The sequence below is a fragment of the Ruegeria sp. H8 genome, assembly GCF_056532905.1.
In genome coordinates this window covers 134,320-150,765 of record NZ_JBQFNY010000008.1, presented here as the reverse complement: position 1 = coordinate 150,765, position 16,446 = coordinate 134,320, and the positions used below count along the sequence as shown (strand labels likewise).

The following is a 16,446-nucleotide window of genomic DNA, read 5'->3' as shown; positions in this document are numbered from 1 at the left end:
ATGCTGCGTTCGCTTATTGCCGCCCTGTGCTTGTTCTGCACGCCCGCTTTGGCAGCGGAAGAACAGGTTGTCCTTGGTCTCAGCCAGGACCGGGTTGCCATCACCGCGACATTCGACGGATCTGAACTTCTGATTTTTGGGGCCATCAAGCGGGAAACCCCAATCCCTTCCGGCCCTCCGGTCGAAGTCATCGTCGCGGTTGCGGGTCCGTCCGAGCCTGTCACCGTGCGACGCAAGGAACGCAAGCTTGGGATCTGGGTGAACACCGACAGTGTTCTTGTCGACCTTGCACCCAGCTTTTACGCCGTTGCAACCAGCGGACCCTTTGACGACATCCTGTCCGACACCGAAGACCTGCGTTACCGGATTTCGATCGAACGCGCGATCCGCTCGGTCGGTGCCGCGATGCATATCCGGGGCGCACAGGATTTTGCAGACGCCGTAATAAGAATTCGAGAACACGAACAACTGTATTCGATCCGCGAAAACACCGTAGCAGTGGACGAACAGACCCTGTTCCGCACCTCGATCGATATGCCCGCCGACCTGACCGAAGGCGATTATTCCGCCCGGATTTTTCTCACCCGTGGCGGAGAGGTCGTCTCGCAATATGAAGCGATCATTGATGTCCGGAAAGTCGGCCTGGAACGTTTTTTGTACAATATGTCCCGCCAGCAGCCCGTCTGGTACGGCCTGATGTCGCTGGTCATAGCGATTGCGGCAGGCTGGGGCGCCTCGACAGCCTTCCGGCTGTTGCGAGAAAAGTAGCCGTCACCCCCGGCCGATATAGGGCATGGTCGTGGCCATGACGGTCATGAACTGCACGTTGGCCTCGGGCGGCAGGCTTGCCATATGCAGGACCGAACGCGCGGCGTCTTCCACGGCCATCGTCGGGTCTGGTGTCTCGCCCGCGGCTTGCGCCGCGTCCACAAGGCCCTGAACCATCTGCGTGCGCGCATTTCCGATATCGATCTGCCCGCAGGCGACTCCAAAGCGACGCCCATCCAGCGAAAGACTGCGCGTCAGCCCTGTAATGGCGTGCTTTGTGGCCGAATAGTGTACCGAATTCGGGCGCGGAACATGTGCCGCTATCGAGCCGTTGTTTATGATCCGGCCGCCCTGCGGGTTTTGGTGACGCATGATTTTGAAAGCTTCACGCGCGCATAGGAACATGCCGTTCAGGTTCACGTTGACGCTTTGATACCAATCGTCCAGAGCGATCTCGTCGATCGTGCCGCCCGGCGCAAAGATCCCGGCGTTGTTGAACAGAACATCCAGCCGCCCGGTGCGGTCTGTAAAAGACCGAAAAGCCCGTTCAACCGCATTCGGGTCGGTCACATCCGCAGGCAGGACGGTGGCTGCCTGATGCTCTTTTGCCAGAGCTTCCAGTTTGTCTTTGCTGCGCGCCAACAACCCGACCGTCCACCCTTGGGACAAGAACAGCAGGGCCGTTGCCCGGCCGATACCTGAACTGGCACCCGTTACGATGATGGATTTCATGTCTCTTCCGTCTCCAATGTCAGCGAAGCCGCCGGAATCGCCCTCAAGTCATCCACACGCAGGGGGTGCGTGGGTTTCGACAGGCGATTGCGAACCACCCAGATCAGCCGCTCTTGCGCGCGCGTGATCGCGACATATGCCAAACGCTTCCACAATGGCTGTCCGGCCTCGGTCCGGCCCATGCGAGCGGCGGCATAGAGATCCGGAGCGAACACCTGAACCGTATCCCATTGTGACCCCTGCGCCTTGTGGATCGTCACGGCCGCCCCGTGCAAAAAGGTCGCCCCCATGCGGGCAGCGTAGGGAATAAACGGCTCTTCCTCATCCGGTTTTTCGATCTGAACAATGGACGCGGCGCTGACCTGCGGGTCTTCGGCCCCCATCACGTGAAGACGCGAGAACCCCGGCTTTCGTCCCGGCCCCAGATATACCACCTGAGCTCCTTTGATCAGCCCACGCGCCTCAAGGTCCAGCCGTTTCTTGCGATGTTTCAAGGGCAATTCGATCCCATCACAAATAAGCGGTTCACCTTCCAGCAATTCCGTATCCGGTGCGCCGTGAACTTGCCTGAAGGCCTGTATCAAACGAATGCGCGTGGCGTTGCGCCAGACGAGAACCGGGCTTCGGGCCATCAGATCGACCTCAACCCGCTGGCCCCAGACAACCCGGTCATCCCGACGGGCTGTTTCTTCGATCAGTCGCTCGAAATCCTCGAAGCCCATTGCCGGGTCAGCCAGCGCATGCGCAAGATCCAGAATTGGGTTGTCTGCATCCTGGCGGTGCACGCGCTGAAGTGTCAGCTTCCGGGGCTCGGGCAAAGCCTCGAACACCATGCTGCCGGACTGATTTACCGGTGCCAGCTGAGCCGGATCGCCGAACAACAGAAGGGTCGGGAAAATCTCTTTGAGATCATCGAACTGGCGGTCATCCAGCATCGACGCCTCATCGACGAACCCGATATCCAGCGGTTCGTCACGGCGCTTCCACCCTGTGATGAAATCCGACCCTCGCAAACCGGCGGCGGCCAGCGCCCCGGGGATAGATTTGTTGTTTTGGTAGAAAGCAGCCGCACGATCCAAAGCTTCATCCGTCAAACCTTCGATATCGGGGCGTTCGTCATTGCCGGCCAGCCATTCCGCAATACGCTCGTATTCCGGATCATAGACCGGCGTGTACAATATGCGGTGAATCGTGGTCGCAGGCACGCCGCGCAATCGCAGAACGCTTGCAGCCTTGTTCGTCGGGGCCAGGATGGCAAGGCTGCGCTTGTCTTTCGATTTGCGGCTTTCATAATCGCCGGACACGATCTGAACACCCGTCTCTGCCAGTGCCTTGTACAGCTCGGCCAACAGCAGCGTTTTGCCCGATCCGGCCTTGCCGATCACGGCCATCACACCAGATTTTCCTGCACCTGGCAGTTTCAGAAGGGCATCATCTTCGAGATCAACACCCGCTGCCCGCAGCATCTCGGCGATGCTGTCATACGCGGCGGCCTGATCATCTGAGAACGTTACATTCGGCAAGGACATGGCGCGACCCTACAGGGCCGCGCCGACCACCACCAGATGTGGATTAGCGTTTTCCGACACTTAAGCGGACAGGGCGAACCGGTGCTGTTTCTTCGGCCCGAATGCGGCCTTGAACCACATCCGAGACAGGTCGCGCGGGATGCCCGCACGCTCGGCCACCCGGTTGCAGTCGTCCGCGGAATAGGGCCACAATCCGACTGAAATCTGATCGCGCCCACTGCCCTGGGTTCCCAGAACCTCGGGCGAGGACCCGATCAGGCGATAGATTCTGATCATCCTTGCATCGAATACGCCGGCGATATGCGTCAGGCCGAAACCTTCCATCATTTCACCGCCGCTCAACATGATGGCGCCGGCAGTATGCGGGCTGGCTGTTCGGGACAGGCAGAACCGGGTGACCTCCCAGATCAGGGGGCTGCAAATCGGCTTGCCGCCATTCAGATGACCAAAAACCTCATTGATCATCACCCGACCGGTCGTAGGCAATACACGCATCGACCCTCCGTGGCTGCCATCCGGCTCTTCCCAGATGACATAAAGCGGATTGAGATCATCGTATTCGTCCCGCTCTTCGCCCTTCTCGTTGACGTGGACATCCCACCCCAACCTGGTCTTGAACTGATCCGCACGATCTTTGAACATCCCCTCTGCCAAAGTCGGAAATCTGTGTAACTCATCGGCATATAGATAACGCAACATGACTTGTTCCCCTTGTCGTCCTGTGCAGGAACGAAGTGAGTACAGAGTCGTGGTTAATTTTGCGTGTGGAGGCCGTTCGCCTCTTAAACCACTATTAATCCCCGGCTGAGTGCCGTGGCGATTGCGTGGGTTGTGTTATGTGCGCCCAGCTTTGAGCGCGCGCTTTCAATGTAAACGCGCAACGTATGCTCGGAAATCGTCAGGGAATGGGCCACTTGGGCGCGGCTGTATCCCAACGCCAAAAGTGTGATCGCGTCGATTTCCCTTGGCGACAAGCTGCGCGGGCAGTCCGGCTGCCTGTCTTTTTCAAACTCCAGCGCCTTGCGATTTATGTAATGCGCAACAAGAATCAAATCACGCCCGTAAGCCGAGATAAAGTTCTTCCAGGTTTGATCATCACAACTGTGGTTGACCGTGAACAGTGCGAACTGACCATTTGGACCCCGAATTGGGATGGAATACCCCTGATTTCCAACGCCATGGTTTTGCGCATCCAGAAGGAAGGCCTTTGCCACCTTGCCGGACCAATCCAGCGACTTCCAGTCAACCGGGTGAAACCGCTGGAAACACCCCAAGATCACTGGGTCGATACGGTGATAGTTTTTTTCCCTGTAGCGCTCATCCCAGGCGTCTGAATAGGTGGTGTAGCCGTATTGATCTCCGGCACCGTCAACCCAGTGATACGTCAGGTGCTCGACGTTCAACGCGTCCCGCAAACGCTCAGCTACGGCGCTGAGTTCTTCAAGCGTGTTGGTGTCTTCCAAATCCTGAAGGATTTGACCCAAATCGACCTTCGTTGCCATCCGCGGGCGCCCGTGCCTCGTTCTTCATGGACGCAATCTCGGCAGCCGCGATCAGTCTTGTGTCATCAAGCTGCTCTGCAAGCGCGCTCAAACCATTCGCAACGGCGAAAGCATTGAGGTCCGACAATACGTCCAATATCCACTCATTTTGCGCCATCAGGGTCTCTCTGAAACAGTTAACGAAGGGTTAACACAACCATAACATGTATGATCTTTTTTGGCCTATTCGCCGGTTTCTACTCCCCAAAAATAGCGATGGGCAAAATTGCAAGCATTTGAAAGATCGTCAGGGGACTGAAAAACGTAAAACACCCGCGAACCAGCAAGGTGATTCGCGGGCGTTTTTTGTCTACAACCCTGGCGGGTTGTTAGCCTGCGTCCAGGACTTCCTCGAGGGTACGCAGACCCGTACGCGGCGCCTGAACAAGAACGGACATATTGCCCGGCTTGTGCTCGTTCCGCAGCATTTTCATATGGGCCTCGGGCAGGTCATTCCACGTGAACACTTCGGACATGCAGGGGTCAAGGCGGCGCTCGACCATCAGCTTGTTCGCGGCTGCCGCCTGCTTGAGATGAGCAAAGTGCGAGCCCTGCAAACGCTTTTGGTGCATCCACATGTAGCGCACATCGAATGTACAGTTGAAACCCGATGTTCCGGCGCAAATCACGACCATACCGCCTTTTTTCACAACGAAGGTCGACACTGGGAAAGTGCTTTCACCCGGGTGTTCGAACACCATATCGACATTGTTGCCTTTGCCGGTGATGTCCCAGATCGCCTTGCCGAATTTGCGGGCCTCTTTGAACCATTCGGCATATTCCGGTGTGTTGACCGTGGGCAATTGACCCCAGCAGTTGAAGTCACGACGGTTCAGAACGCCTTTGGCGCCCAGACCCATAACGAAATCACGCTTGCTTTCGTCTGAAATCACACCGATCGCATTTGCGCCTGCGGTGTTGATCAATTGGATCGCGTAGGACCCTAGACCGCCCGACGCACCCCAGACCAGGACATTCTGACCCGGTTTCAGATCGTGCGGTTCGTGGCCAAACAGCATCCGGTACGCGGTTGCCAGCGTCAGGGTGTAGCACGCCGCTTCTTCCCATGTCAGATGCTTGGGGCGCGGCATAAGCTGCTGTGCCTGCACGCGGGTGAACTGGCTGAACGAGCCATCCGGTGTTTCATAGCCCCAGATCCGCTGGCTGGGCGAATACATCGGATCACCGCCGTTGCATTCCTCGTCATCGCCGTCGTCCTGGTTGCAGTGGATCACAACCTCATCGCCAACTTTCCAGCGCTTCACCTTGTCGCCAACGGCCCAAACGATGCCCGACGCATCCGAACCCGCGATGTGGTAGGGTGCTTTGTGGCCGTCAAACGGGCTGATCGGCTGCCCCAGAGCGGCCCAGACGCCGTTGTAGTTGACCCCTGCGGCCATAACCAGAACCAGCACTTCGTTGCTGTCCAGGGTCGGAACATCCACAACTTCCTGCTGCATGGCGGTGTTCGGTTCACCATGACGTTCTTTGCGGATGGCCCAAGCGTACATTTGCTTTGGGACATATCCCATGGGCGGGATTTCACCCATTTCATACAGATCTTTTTCAGGTGCCTCGTACGACGCGATACCACTTTCGGTGTCCAAAGCCATGCCGGCCTCCTCTGTTCAGTGCCTTTGCCGCGACGCAGAATCGCGCGCTTCACAGACTGGAATATTGGGCGCTGAGTAATATTGCAACCGTTTTTGGCGCCATATTGTAATTTTATGACCCAGCGGTTGCAGAAAGTTATTTTGCGGATGCAGAAACCTGGTTACGTGAATCCGCCGGGACGGATGCGGCGTAATAGTCCAGAAGATCGCTGCGCTGACCTGATACGGACAGCATATTCCCCTGTCGGTTCAGAATCCGGCGTTCAACCAGTTGATCCAAAGCATTTGTTATGGCCTGCGAATTGTCCTTGGTCTGCGGATCATCGCGCTCCATCATCTGTCGGATTTGTGACAGCACATCTTCTTCGGACATCGGGCCGTTGTCGCGCACCAGCAAACAGGCCGCTGGTGCCGGCACAAGCGGAATAGCATGCTGGATACGTTGCATCAGCGCCCGGGCCAAATCCGTCATCATGTCGTCGCTGCCCTTGGCCCGGAATTCTCTCAGAGAGATCGGCCTGCCGTACCGGACGGACGCCAGACCGAACCGCTTGTATCGGCCGATCAAACGACGCCAGATCTGTTTCACTATCCAGCGCGTGATGACGCCGATCCGCGCGCGAAACCGCCGCTCTGTTCCAAGTGCCGCGCGGGTCAGGATGGTGTCTTCCAACGCACGGTCGTAATTCAGGGCAACCGGGACAAACACCACATCGCGCCCCTGTGGCGACGTTCCATCCATAATGTATTTGAGCAGTCCAAGCTTGGGGCGCGCAATGGCCCCGGTCAGGCTCAGCCCGCCTTCTGGAAACATGGCTTGAGTTACGCCGGCTTCGGTTGCGTGGCGCACATAGGTGGACAGAACCTGACGATAGAGTTCGCTACCGGACTTGCGCCGGATAAAATACGCCCCCATCGCCCGGATCAATCGGCTGAGCGGCCAGACCCGGGCCCACTCTCCTACAGCATAAGACAGCGCAGAATGTCGGGCCGCAAGATACGTGACCAAAACGTAATCCATGTTGCTCCGGTGGTTCATGACAAAGACAACCGTAGCTTCGGGGTCAATGTTCCTGACGGATTCTTCGTCCTGGTAGCTAAGCCGTACCTCGTAGAATGTGTTGCTCAGCAAGCGGGCCAACCGGATCGCAAAGCTGAAATAGGCGAAGGCCGAAAATGACGGAACGATCTCTCGGGCATAACGACGTGCCTGCTCCGAGGCGACGGCCTCGGGCATGCCGGTTTCACGCGCATGTTGCTGAACCGCCTGACCGACCTGCGGATCATAGATCAAGCGCTGGATCATGTCATGTCGACGCGCCAGCTTGAAGGGCTGGATCGGGCGTTGAAGGCGCTGGTTCAGGCGCGCCACCGCGCGTTCCAACCTGCGACGGAAAAACCAGCGGACGGACGGAAACAGGAAATGCGATGCGAAAGTGACCATGGCAAAGACCACGATCAGCACGAAAAGCCAAAGCGGAAGTTCCACGGTTTGCGTCATGGCGGCAGATTGCCACCAATCACAGCTGCCCACAATCTGAACAATTGCGGCATGCCGCAACGCAGCGAATTGACATGTCCCGAAAATTGCGCTTTAGAACCTCAAGACGAAATTTTATTGCCCACTGAAACGCGAGGCCCCGCTATGACGCAGACGCAGAAAGATCGCCCCTGGCTCATCCGAACCTATGCCGGTCATTCCACGGCCAAAGCCTCGAACGCGCTTTATCGGGGGAATCTTGCGAAAGGCCAAACCGGCCTGTCCGTGGCCTTCGATCTGCCCACGCAAACAGGCTATGACAGCGACCACACTTTGGCCCGCGGTGAAGTCGGCAAGGTCGGTGTGCCGGTCTGTCATCTGGGCGACATGCGGGTTCTGTTCGACCAAATCCCGCTTGAGCAGATGAACACCTCGATGACGATCAACGCCACTGCGCCATGGCTTTTGGCGCTTTATATCGCCGTCGCGGAAGAGCAAGGCGCGGATGTATCCAAACTACAGGGCACGGTTCAAAACGACCTGATCAAGGAATACCTGAGCCGCGGCACTTATGTTTGCCCGCCCAAACCGTCGCTCAAGATGATCGCGGACGTAGCCGAGTATTGCTATACCAATGTTCCGAAATGGAACCCGATGAACGTGTGCTCGTATCACCTGCAAGAGGCGGGTGCGACGCCAGAGCAGGAACTGGCCTATGCCCTAGCCACTGCCATCGCCGTGCTGGACGAATTGCGCCCACGTGTACCTGCCGAGGATTTCCCGGCGCTCTGCGGTCGGATTTCCTTCTTTGTGAATGCTGGCATCCGCTTTGTCACCGAAATGTGCAAAATGCGTGCCTTCGTGGATCTTTGGGATGAGATCCTGCAACAACGCTATGGCGTTGAAAATCCGAAATTCCGTCGATTCCGCTATGGCGTGCAGGTGAACTCTCTGGGTCTGACCGAGCAGCAGCCCGAAAACAACGTCTATCGCATCCTGATCGAGATGCTGGCCGTAACCCTGTCGAAGAATGCCCGCGCCCGAGCGGTGCAGTTGCCCGCCTGGAACGAGGCGCTGGGTCTGCCGCGCCCGTGGGACCAGCAGTGGTCGATGCGGATGCAGCAGATCCTGGCCTATGAGACCGATCTGCTGGAATACGACGACCTGTTCGACGGAAACCCCGCTGTCGATGCCAAAGTGAAAGAACTGAAAGAAGGCGCACGGGCCGAACTGGCCAACCTGGATTCGATGGGCGGCGCGGTCGCTTCGATCGAATACATGAAGTCCCGACTGGTAGATTCCAACGCTGAACGCCTGAACCGGATCGAGCGCAACGAAACCGTTGTTGTCGGTGTGAACAAATGGATCGAAGGCGAGGCATCACCGCTTCAAACCGACGACGGTGGCATCATGGTTGTTGATCCTGCCGTGGAACAAGAACAGATCGACCGCCTAAATACGTGGCGCGCAGAACGGGACGAAGCGGCCGTAGCAGCGGCCCTGGCCGCGCTGCGCGAAGCGGCACAGACCGGGGCAAACATCATGGAACCGTCCATTGCCGCCGCAAAGGCCGGCGCGACGACGGGCGAATGGGCCGAAGAGATGCGCAAAGTCTATGGAACCTATCGCGGCCCAACCGGTGTTTCCGGGTCTGTTTCGAACAAGACCGAAGGGCTGGACGACCTGCGTGCCGCTGTTGATGCCGTCAGCGACAAGCTGGGCCGGCGTCTGAAGTTCCTTGTAGGCAAACCCGGACTGGACGGCCATTCCAACGGTGCCGAACAGATCGCCTTCCGTGCCCGCGATTGCGGTATGGACATCAGCTATGAGGGCATTCGCCTGACACCCGAAGAAATCGTTGCGGCCGCCCGCGAAGATGATGCGCATGTCATTGGATTGTCGATCCTGTCTGGCAGCCACCTGCCACTGGTCAAAGACGTCATGGAACGTCTGCGGCAGGCGGGGTTGTCTCATATCCCAGTCGTGGTGGGTGGCATTATTCCGGACGAAGATGCCGAAAAACTGAAATCCATGGGTGTAGCCAAGGTCTACACCCCGAAAAACTTCGAACTCAATTCGATAATGGGCGATATTGTTACTCTGGCGGATCCTCGGAACCTCGCCGCAGAGTAAATTATCTGCAAGGCATTTTTTCTCCTGTTTCCGTCTCTGAAAAATTCGGGATGGAATAAGCTGATATTTGGAATTACGGTGCGCGCTCATGTGCACCGTAATTATTATCTGATGGAGAAGAATGATGGGGATCAATCTTGAGAATATGTCACGCAAAGACCTTTTGGCTTTGCGCAATGACATTGAGAAAGCTTTGATCAGGGCAGAAAAACGCGAACGTCAGGAAGCTTTGAAAGCCGCAGAAAAGGCTGCGGCAGAATTCGGCTTCTCTTTGTCTGAACTGTCCGGAGAAACGTCGCGCAGCGTTAAGCCAACAAAAACAAAGGCTAAATACCGCAACCCGGAAAATCCAGATCAAACTTGGACCGGTCGCGGCCGCAAACCTCAATGGGTGCATGACGCGCTGACCGCAGGCGTGGATATTTCTGATCTGGAAATCTAATCTGAGCGTTTTTGAAAATGACAATTCATATTGGCGCCGAAAAAGGCGAAATAGCTGAAACCGTTCTTTTGCCCGGTGATCCCTACCGGGCGAAATGGGCGGCCGAAACGTTTTTGGACGATGTCAAACAGGTCAATAACGTTCGGGGAATGCTTGGCTTTACCGGAAACTGGAAGGGAAATCCCGTGACAATTCAGGGAAGCGGCATGGGAATGCCGTCTCTTTCCATTTATGTAAACGAGTTGATCCGCGATTACGATGCGAAAACCCTGATCCGCATCGGATCCTGCGGGGGGATGCAGGACAGCGTCAAAATTCGTGACGTTATTCTGGCCATGACATCAACCACGCTGAGCACGCCGTCGCGCGGCATCATGAAAGAGCTCAACTTTGCGCCCTGCGCCGATTGGGGGCTGCTGCAAGCTGCCGCCACAGCGGCTGCCGCCAAGGGAACGCCGACCCATGTTGGTGGAATTTACTCGTCAGATGTCTTTTATGACGAGCGTCCAGATCTCAACGAACAGATGGTGCGTCACGGCATTCTGGGGGTCGAGATGGAAGCGGCCGAACTCTATATCCTGGCGGCGCGCCACAAATGCCGCGCTCTGGCCGTTCTGACTGTTTCCGATCACCTGTTGACCGGAGAGGCTCTGCCATCGTCAGAACGTGAAAGCAGCTTTGGTGAAATGGTGGAAATCGCGCTTCAGGCGGCGTTCCCCAACAGCTGATGGTGGGCAGGCACGAGGAAACGGGTGCCTGCCGTTGCTAACGCCCGTGCGAGCGATCATAACCATTGCTCGCAGGGCTATCCCACCCCTTCAAATCACCATTGGCAGGCGCGAACACCTCGACCAGCAAGGGGTAGCATGCAGCCGTGTCCGAAGAGTGTTCCGAGGAACAATCTCCGCCCGGGCAGGCGCTGAGGTTGCCCAGCAAATCAATCTCGGCAAAAAATTCCAGAAAATCTCCCGGGCGCACGGGTGAGGCTTTCATGAAGTACTGACCCGTGTCGCGGGTGAAACCGGTACACATGAAGACGTTCAGTACGTCGTGCACCGCTGGTTCGGCTTCGGCCAGCGGAATATTGAGGTGATCCGCAAGCGCGCGGGTCAGGTTGGAATGGCAACAATGATGGTATTGCGTACCGGACAAAAGGTTGCCCGTATACGGATCGCATCGCGTACCGATGACGTCATGAACCGACCCCCCATAGGAATCGATCCCGTACCACTCCAGCGTATCCGCAATAATCGTGGCCATCGGGCGCAGATGAGGAAAACTGGACCACATCCGCTCTCCGGTGGTCAGATGCGTGCCATGCAGCGCCCGGGTTTTTCCGGAATAGAAGCGTTCCGAAAGGTCGTTTCGGTTCCAGAGGTTCAGATCGCCAACCTGCGGCCCCTCGACGGAAGTGATGCGAAAGAAATGGCCGGCAGGCACTTCAAAACAACGCGCATCGCGTGGCGGCACCAGCACTTCGCCCGTTTTGCTTGCGCGTGCGCGAAGGGACTTCATCCAAGGTACATCCGGTCGCGGCAATGCCTCGTTCGGGTAACAGATGACAGGGGCGACCGCGCGACGGGCTTCGGCATCTTCGGGCGGTTGTAGAGTGTTTTCTGAAACGGTCATGCCGGGCAGAGTGGCGTATTATTCAGCCCTCGGAAAGCCCTATCTTTCAGGCGTCACGCGCCTTCAAGCACCGCAATGGTTGGTCCAGTGCAGTTATTTCGGCACCGCAGAAGCTGCACCGCCAGATGCCGTGGCTCTTGTCCTGGCGCCACCTGCAATCACGTGTCAGCCCGGAATGGCGCGAGCGCCAGAGGAAATAGGCAAACACGCCGGCCGCCAGAAGAAGCAGAAGAACAGGCATCCCTCTGCTTTGCCGATAAACCGTCAGTTTGCAAGCCTTGCCGCCTGTATCAGGCTGCGTTTGCGTATTCGAAAAGCTCTGGTTCCTTGTCAGCCTTCGCAGGTTCGGGCGTGTAATAGGCCCATGCCTGTTCAAGCAGTTCCAGCGCCTCTTGGGCGTCGGTTTTCCGTTTGGATGTGTCTTTGCTCATTGGAGTGATCCTGACTAAAGCTCATCACTCCTCCCTGCCCAAAAAATAAGGCAATGCAGCCGGGGCTGCATCGCCTGTTTTTGCAAGATGGACATGCGAAAATCGCAAATCGGGTCTGTGTTTAGATCGCGCGCTCGACCATCATCTTCTTGATCTCGGCAATCGCCTTGGCCGGGTTCAGACCTTTCGGGCAGGTCTTGGCACAGTTCATGATGGTGTGACAGCGGTAGAGCTTGAACGGATCTTCCAGCTCATCCAGACGTTCACCGGTGGCTTCATCCCGGCTGTCGATGATCCAGCGATAGGCATGCAGCAAAGCCGCGGGGCCAAGATAGCGGTCGCCATTCCACCAGTAGCTGGGGCATGAGGTCGAGCAGCTGGCGCACATCACGCATTCATAGAGACCGTCCAGCTTCTTGCGATCTTCGATGGACTGTTTCCATTCTTTCGCGGGACGATTGGTCTTGGTTTCCAGCCACGGCATGATGGACGCATGCTGGGCATAGAAATGAGTCAGATCAGGGATCAGGTCCTTGACCACCGGCATATGCGGCAGCGGATAGATTTTCACATCGCCCTTGATCTCATCCATGCCATAGATACAGGCCAGCGTGTTGATCCCGTCGATGTTCATCGCGCAAGATCCACAGATGCCTTCGCGGCAAGACCGGCGGAACGTTAACGTCGGATCGATCTCGTTTTTGATCTTGATCAGCGCGTCCAGCACCATCGGACCGCACGTATCCATATCAACGAAATAGGTGTCGACACGCGGGTTCTGCCCGTCATCGGGGTTCCAACGATAGATCTGGAACTTGCGCACGTTCGTGGCGCCGTCCGGCTTTGGCCAGGTCTTGCCGGTGGTAATCCGGGAATTCTTGGGCAGGGTCAGTTGAACCATGTCAATTCTCCATTCAGCACAAGGCCGCCTTTCAGCCTGTCCGGGCGCATTCAGACGCCCCTCGGTTATAATGCCCCCAATGGGCGATGTTCACGTCAAAATCCGGCGAAAGCCAATCCGCAAGGTTTTGCGGATCGTCCCGGTCGATATCAAAGCGCAGAAAGCGCGGGTTGTCGTCAAAGAAAGCTTCGACCTCGGAATGGTGCACGTCATACATACGCGCCCAGCCCCGTTTTACCTCGTCGGCCGTCTGTCCATTGGCCTTGCAGCATCGCTCTAGGTACCTACCGCCGGAATGGTTGGCACGTGATGCGATCCAGTCATCGCGATTGCGCGTGTTCAGCAAGAAATAGGCATCGGGGTAAGCCGCGTGCAGCTCACGAAAGAACCGCGCGCCGTCCAGCATGAAGCGCGAATTGACAAAGGCGATATCGGTGAAGGCCCGAACGGCACCAAACCCATCCAGCGGTCTGCGCCCCATGGCAATATTGGTTACCATGCGATGTGCAAGGTTTAGACCCTGTTCATCTTCCCAATGCACCGAAGGAATCCCGTTGTTCTGAAACAGCTTATGAAACGAGGTCGTCGCACAGCGGTTCAAGCCGATCAGGATGATCTTGGGATCGCTTTGACCGGATTGGAGTTTCTCGACCGTCATTGCAAGCACCAGCAAGGCATATACCGCGATGCGCTTGGAATTTCACCATGACTTGCGCTTTTTTGAGCGCCCTTCCGGCATGTGACAGGATCAAAAGCGGCTTGTTTGGCTTCCCGGGTCGATATGGTGCTTACGCCAGTCACACGTTCAACTCCGCTCGAACACTTTGAACGCGGCAAAGCTGTTCTTTGAGGCATGCGCATGCCCTTTGACGGCAAACGGGTTCTCTTCTTCACAATAGAGCTGCCAGCCGGGCATGAATTCTTCAACCCACAGGGAATACGGGCGATGGCGCACATGCTGGTTGGAAGGGTTCTGGTCAAAATCAGACGAATAGATAACGACAAAACGCTTTGCCAGCCCGAACAACCGCCGCATGTAGTTCTCGAAAACGCTGTCTTCGGTCAGATGATAAATGACATCCAGCGAAAGAGAAACGTCATGCGGCTCAACCTCGGAATCGGCGTTTTTGAACACCCAATTGGGGCGGGATCGAAAAACTTCGTTGCAGCGACGAACGCAGAGGTCCGAGACATCAAAACCGGTATATTTCGGGATATCAAACAATTGCGCCTGATTTCCGTCGCCCGATCCCAATTCTACAACCGAGTCCACGCCTTCCATCTCGACCATCGTGTTGATGAAATTCGCTTTGTAGACGGCAAGACGCCCGTAAGACCCCGCTCCCGAGGTCTTGCCGCGCTCATATCGGCGTTGCCAATAATCGGTCGAAGAAAACTCTGCCATCTCGCCCCTGTTCCTGACCCGCCCTTTAGAACGTCCGCGCTTTGGGCGCGATTTTCTGCAAGCTGATACCGCCTTGGTCCTCGGTCGTCAGCGGATCAACGATGACCGGACGATAGCTAAGCTCAACCTTGCTGCCCTCAACCCGGCTGACCGTGTGAACACGCCAGTTTTCGTCATCACGCTCGCTGAAGTCCTCATGCGCGTGGGCCCCTCGGGATTCCTTGCGGGCCTCGGCGCCGACGATGGTGGCAAGCGCGTTTGGCATCAAGTTGGTCAGTTCAAGGGTTTCCATCAGATCGCTGTTCCAGACCAACGAACGGTCTGTGACCTTCAGGTCGTCCATCTTTGCGGCAATCGCCGTCATCTTCTCGACGCCTTCGGCCATGGTCTTGGCGGTTCGGAACACGGCCGCATCCGCCTGCATGGTCTTTTGCATCTCAAGCCGAAGATCAGCGGTTGGGATTGAACCGCTGGCGTTACGCACCGCATCAAAACGGTCAAACGCCTTGTCGACCGACGCCTGGTTCAGAACCGGGTTGGGGGATTCGGCGTCGACAACCTTGCCAGCGCGGATCGCTGCCGCCCGGCCAAAGACCACAAGGTCAATCAGCGAGTTCGACCCCAGTCGGTTCGCACCGTGGACCGAGGCACAACCGGCTTCGCCAACGGCCATCAAACCGGGAACAACCGCAGTCGGATCGTCGGCAGTCGGGTTCAGAACCTCACCCCAATAGTTCGTGGGGATACCGCCCATGTTGTAATGCACGGTGGGCAGAACCGGGATCGGTTCCTTCGTGACATCCACACCCGCAAAAATCTTGGCGCTTTCCGAGATGCCGGGCAGGCGCTCCGCCAGAGCCTCGGCAGGCAAGTGGCTGAGGTTCAGGTGAATGTGATCCCCTTCGGCCCCTACGCCACGTCCCTCGCGGATTTCCATGGTCATCGAGCGCGAAACGTAATCGCGCGGTGCGAGGTCCTTGTACTGGGGCGCATAGCGCTCCATGAACCGTTCACCTTCCGAGTTTGTCAGGTACCCGCCCTCGCCGCGCGCGCCTTCGGTGATCAGACAGCCCGAACCGTAGATGCCGGTGGGGTGGAACTGAACGAATTCCATATCCTGCAAGGCCAGCCCAGCACGGGCCACCATGCCGCCGCCATCACCGGTGCAGGTATGGGCCGAGGTCGCACTGAAATAGGCACGGCCGTAGCCACCCGTAGCCAGCACCACCATCTTGGCGTTGAAGACATGCATGGTGCCATCGTCCAGCTTCCAGCAGACGACACCCTGACACTGACCGTCTTCGGACATGATCAGGTCGATGGCGAAATACTCGACATAGAACTCGGCGTTGTTCTTCAGCGACTGCCCGTACAGAGTATGCAGGATCGCATGGCCGGTCCGGTCGGCGGCTGCGCAGGTGCGCTGTACCGCAGGACCTTCTCCGAATTCAGTGGTGTGTCCACCGAAGGGGCGCTGATAGATCTTACCCTCTTCTGTCCGGCTGAACGGAACGCCATAGTGCTCCAGCTCGTAGACCGCCTTTGGCGCCTCGCGGGCGAGGTACTCCATCGCGTCGGTATCGCCCAACCAGTCCGAGCCCTTGACGGTATCGTACATGTGCCATTGCCAATGGTCGGGGCCCATATTCGATAGCGACGCGGCAATGCCACCCTGCGCGGCCACGGTATGAGAACGGGTTGGGAAAACCTTGGTCACGCAGGCCGTACGCAGGCCTTGTTCCGCCATACCCAATGTTGCCCGCAGACCGGCCCCACCGGCGCCGACAACGACCACGTCATATTCATGCGTTTCGTATTCGTATGCAGCCATTTCTTTCAGCT

General features: G+C 57.2%; 17 protein-coding genes. 4 read left to right on the top strand and 13 right to left on the bottom strand.

The genetic code is table 11. The annotated features are described in order from the left end of the window. Positions 1 to 768, top strand: coding sequence for a TIGR02186 family protein (locus tag ACR0A2_RS17515; RefSeq protein WP_171119683.1), 768 nt, complete (start codon positions 1 to 3; stop codon positions 766 to 768). Positions 769 to 771: 3 nt separating this feature from the next. On the opposite strand, the gene ACR0A2_RS17510 is transcribed toward ACR0A2_RS17515, so the two are convergent. The 6 genes from ACR0A2_RS17510 to ACR0A2_RS17485 all read right to left on the bottom strand — a co-directional run bounded on the left by ACR0A2_RS17510 (position 772) and on the right by ACR0A2_RS17485 (position 7,684). Beyond that, positions 772 to 1,500: an SDR family oxidoreductase gene (locus tag ACR0A2_RS17510; protein ID WP_171666478.1), complete on the bottom strand. Its 729-nt coding sequence runs from the start codon at positions 1,498 to 1,500 to the stop codon at positions 772 to 774. Further along, positions 1,497 to 3,029 carry an ATP-dependent DNA helicase gene (locus tag ACR0A2_RS17505; RefSeq protein ID WP_171233098.1) on the bottom strand — a complete coding sequence of 511 codons (1,533 nt, stop codon included), beginning with the start codon at positions 3,027 to 3,029 and terminating at the stop codon, positions 1,497 to 1,499. The genes ACR0A2_RS17510 and ACR0A2_RS17505 overlap by 4 nt, the downstream gene beginning before the upstream one ends. Positions 3,030 to 3,089: 60 nt before the next feature. Continuing rightward, positions 3,090 to 3,728, bottom strand: coding sequence for an acyl-homoserine-lactone synthase (locus ACR0A2_RS17500; RefSeq protein WP_152456852.1), 639 nt, complete (start codon positions 3,726 to 3,728; stop codon positions 3,090 to 3,092). An 83-nt stretch (positions 3,729 to 3,811) separates the two neighbouring features. Continuing rightward, on the bottom strand, positions 3,812 to 4,531 hold the full coding sequence (locus ACR0A2_RS17495; protein WP_480836409.1) for a helix-turn-helix transcriptional regulator: 720 nt from the start codon (positions 4,529 to 4,531) through the stop codon (positions 3,812 to 3,814). A gap of 368 nt (positions 4,532 to 4,899) precedes the next feature. Then, positions 4,900 to 6,183: a crotonyl-CoA carboxylase/reductase gene (gene ccrA / locus ACR0A2_RS17490; protein WP_170346380.1), complete on the bottom strand. Its 1,284-nt coding sequence runs from the start codon at positions 6,181 to 6,183 to the stop codon at positions 4,900 to 4,902. Positions 6,184 to 6,319: 136 nt separating this feature from the next. Then, on the bottom strand, positions 6,320 to 7,684 hold the full coding sequence (locus tag ACR0A2_RS17485) for a 1-acyl-sn-glycerol-3-phosphate acyltransferase (RefSeq protein WP_480836406.1): 1,365 nt from the start codon (positions 7,682 to 7,684) through the stop codon (positions 6,320 to 6,322). Between the two features lie 144 nt (positions 7,685 to 7,828). On the opposite strand from ACR0A2_RS17485, the gene ACR0A2_RS17480 reads away from it, so the two are divergent. The 3 genes from ACR0A2_RS17480 (at position 7,829) to deoD (ending at position 10,966) form a co-directional block, all read left to right on the top strand. Then, positions 7,829 to 9,796 (top strand): methylmalonyl-CoA mutase family protein, encoded by a 1,968-nt coding sequence (locus tag ACR0A2_RS17480; RefSeq protein WP_171331357.1) that lies wholly within the window; start codon positions 7,829 to 7,831, stop codon positions 9,794 to 9,796. Positions 9,797 to 9,920: 124 nt separating this feature from the next. Then, positions 9,921 to 10,238, top strand: a complete 318-nt coding sequence (locus ACR0A2_RS17475) for an H-NS histone family protein (RefSeq protein WP_480619697.1) — start codon at positions 9,921 to 9,923, stop codon at positions 10,236 to 10,238. Positions 10,239 to 10,255: 17 nt separating this feature from the next. Next, complete coding sequence (deoD, locus tag ACR0A2_RS17470; protein WP_171119690.1) at positions 10,256 to 10,966, top strand: purine-nucleoside phosphorylase; 711 nt, start codon at positions 10,256 to 10,258, stop codon at positions 10,964 to 10,966. 37 nt (positions 10,967 to 11,003) lie between these two features. Here deoD and ACR0A2_RS17465 read toward each other — a convergent pair whose 3' ends face one another. The 7 genes from ACR0A2_RS17465 to sdhA form a co-directional block, all read right to left on the bottom strand. After that, positions 11,004 to 11,867, bottom strand: a complete 864-nt coding sequence (locus ACR0A2_RS17465) for an urea carboxylase-associated family protein (RefSeq protein WP_152456844.1) — start codon at positions 11,865 to 11,867, stop codon at positions 11,004 to 11,006. A 46-nt stretch (positions 11,868 to 11,913) separates the two neighbouring features. Then, on the bottom strand, positions 11,914 to 12,108 hold the full coding sequence (locus ACR0A2_RS17460) for a hypothetical protein (protein ID WP_152456843.1): 195 nt from the start codon (positions 12,106 to 12,108) through the stop codon (positions 11,914 to 11,916). A gap of 49 nt (positions 12,109 to 12,157) precedes the next feature. Continuing rightward, positions 12,158 to 12,298, bottom strand: a complete 141-nt coding sequence (locus ACR0A2_RS17455) for a hypothetical protein (protein WP_224854515.1) — start codon at positions 12,296 to 12,298, stop codon at positions 12,158 to 12,160. Positions 12,299 to 12,419: 121 nt separating this feature from the next. Next, positions 12,420 to 13,199: a succinate dehydrogenase iron-sulfur subunit gene (locus ACR0A2_RS17450; protein WP_480836403.1), complete on the bottom strand. Its 780-nt coding sequence runs from the start codon at positions 13,197 to 13,199 to the stop codon at positions 12,420 to 12,422. 31 nt (positions 13,200 to 13,230) lie between these two features. Then, positions 13,231 to 13,857: a sulfotransferase gene (locus ACR0A2_RS17445; protein ID WP_480836401.1), complete on the bottom strand. Its 627-nt coding sequence runs from the start codon at positions 13,855 to 13,857 to the stop codon at positions 13,231 to 13,233. Between the two features lie 147 nt (positions 13,858 to 14,004). Continuing rightward, positions 14,005 to 14,604 carry a hypothetical protein gene (locus ACR0A2_RS17440; protein WP_480836399.1) on the bottom strand — a complete coding sequence of 200 codons (600 nt, stop codon included), beginning with the start codon at positions 14,602 to 14,604 and terminating at the stop codon, positions 14,005 to 14,007. Positions 14,605 to 14,629: 25 nt separating this feature from the next. Beyond that, positions 14,630 to 16,435 (bottom strand): succinate dehydrogenase flavoprotein subunit, encoded by a 1,806-nt coding sequence (gene sdhA / locus ACR0A2_RS17435; RefSeq protein ID WP_171233106.1) that lies wholly within the window; start codon positions 16,433 to 16,435, stop codon positions 14,630 to 14,632. Positions 16,436 to 16,446: the final 11 nt, after the last annotated feature.

Excerpts from the sequence above, each read along its gene's own strand:
- sdhA (WP_171233106.1), bottom strand. The coding sequence starts at position 16,435 with ATGGCTGCATACGAATACGAAACGCATGAATATGACGTGGTCGTTGTC.
- ACR0A2_RS17465 (WP_152456844.1), bottom strand. The coding sequence starts at position 11,867 with ATGACCGTTTCAGAAAACACTCTACAACCGCCCGAAGATGCCGAAGCC.
- ACR0A2_RS17510 (WP_171666478.1), bottom strand. The coding sequence starts at position 1,500 with ATGAAATCCATCATCGTAACGGGTGCCAGTTCAGGTATCGGCCGGGCA.
- ACR0A2_RS17500 (WP_152456852.1), bottom strand. The coding sequence starts at position 3,728 with ATGTTGCGTTATCTATATGCCGATGAGTTACACAGATTTCCGACTTTG.
- ACR0A2_RS17515 (WP_171119683.1), top strand. The coding sequence starts at position 1 with ATGCTGCGTTCGCTTATTGCCGCCCTGTGCTTGTTCTGCACGCCCGCT.
- ACR0A2_RS17505 (WP_171233098.1), bottom strand. The coding sequence starts at position 3,029 with ATGTCCTTGCCGAATGTAACGTTCTCAGATGATCAGGCCGCCGCGTAT.
- ACR0A2_RS17440 (WP_480836399.1), bottom strand. The coding sequence starts at position 14,604 with ATGGCAGAGTTTTCTTCGACCGATTATTGGCAACGCCGATATGAGCGC.
- ACR0A2_RS17475 (WP_480619697.1), top strand. The coding sequence starts at position 9,921 with ATGGGGATCAATCTTGAGAATATGTCACGCAAAGACCTTTTGGCTTTG.
- ACR0A2_RS17450 (WP_480836403.1), bottom strand. The coding sequence starts at position 13,199 with ATGGTTCAACTGACCCTGCCCAAGAATTCCCGGATTACCACCGGCAAG.
- ACR0A2_RS17455 (WP_224854515.1), bottom strand. The coding sequence starts at position 12,298 with ATGAGCAAAGACACATCCAAACGGAAAACCGACGCCCAAGAGGCGCTG.
- ACR0A2_RS17480 (WP_171331357.1), top strand. The coding sequence starts at position 7,829 with ATGACGCAGACGCAGAAAGATCGCCCCTGGCTCATCCGAACCTATGCC.
- ACR0A2_RS17485 (WP_480836406.1), bottom strand. The coding sequence starts at position 7,684 with ATGACGCAAACCGTGGAACTTCCGCTTTGGCTTTTCGTGCTGATCGTG.
- deoD (WP_171119690.1), top strand. The coding sequence starts at position 10,256 with ATGACAATTCATATTGGCGCCGAAAAAGGCGAAATAGCTGAAACCGTT.
- ACR0A2_RS17495 (WP_480836409.1), bottom strand. The coding sequence starts at position 4,531 with ATGGCAACGAAGGTCGATTTGGGTCAAATCCTTCAGGATTTGGAAGAC.
- ccrA (WP_170346380.1), bottom strand. The coding sequence starts at position 6,183 with ATGGCTTTGGACACCGAAAGTGGTATCGCGTCGTACGAGGCACCTGAA.
- ACR0A2_RS17460 (WP_152456843.1), bottom strand. The coding sequence starts at position 12,108 with ATGCCTGTTCTTCTGCTTCTTCTGGCGGCCGGCGTGTTTGCCTATTTC.
- ACR0A2_RS17445 (WP_480836401.1), bottom strand. The coding sequence starts at position 13,857 with ATGACGGTCGAGAAACTCCAATCCGGTCAAAGCGATCCCAAGATCATC.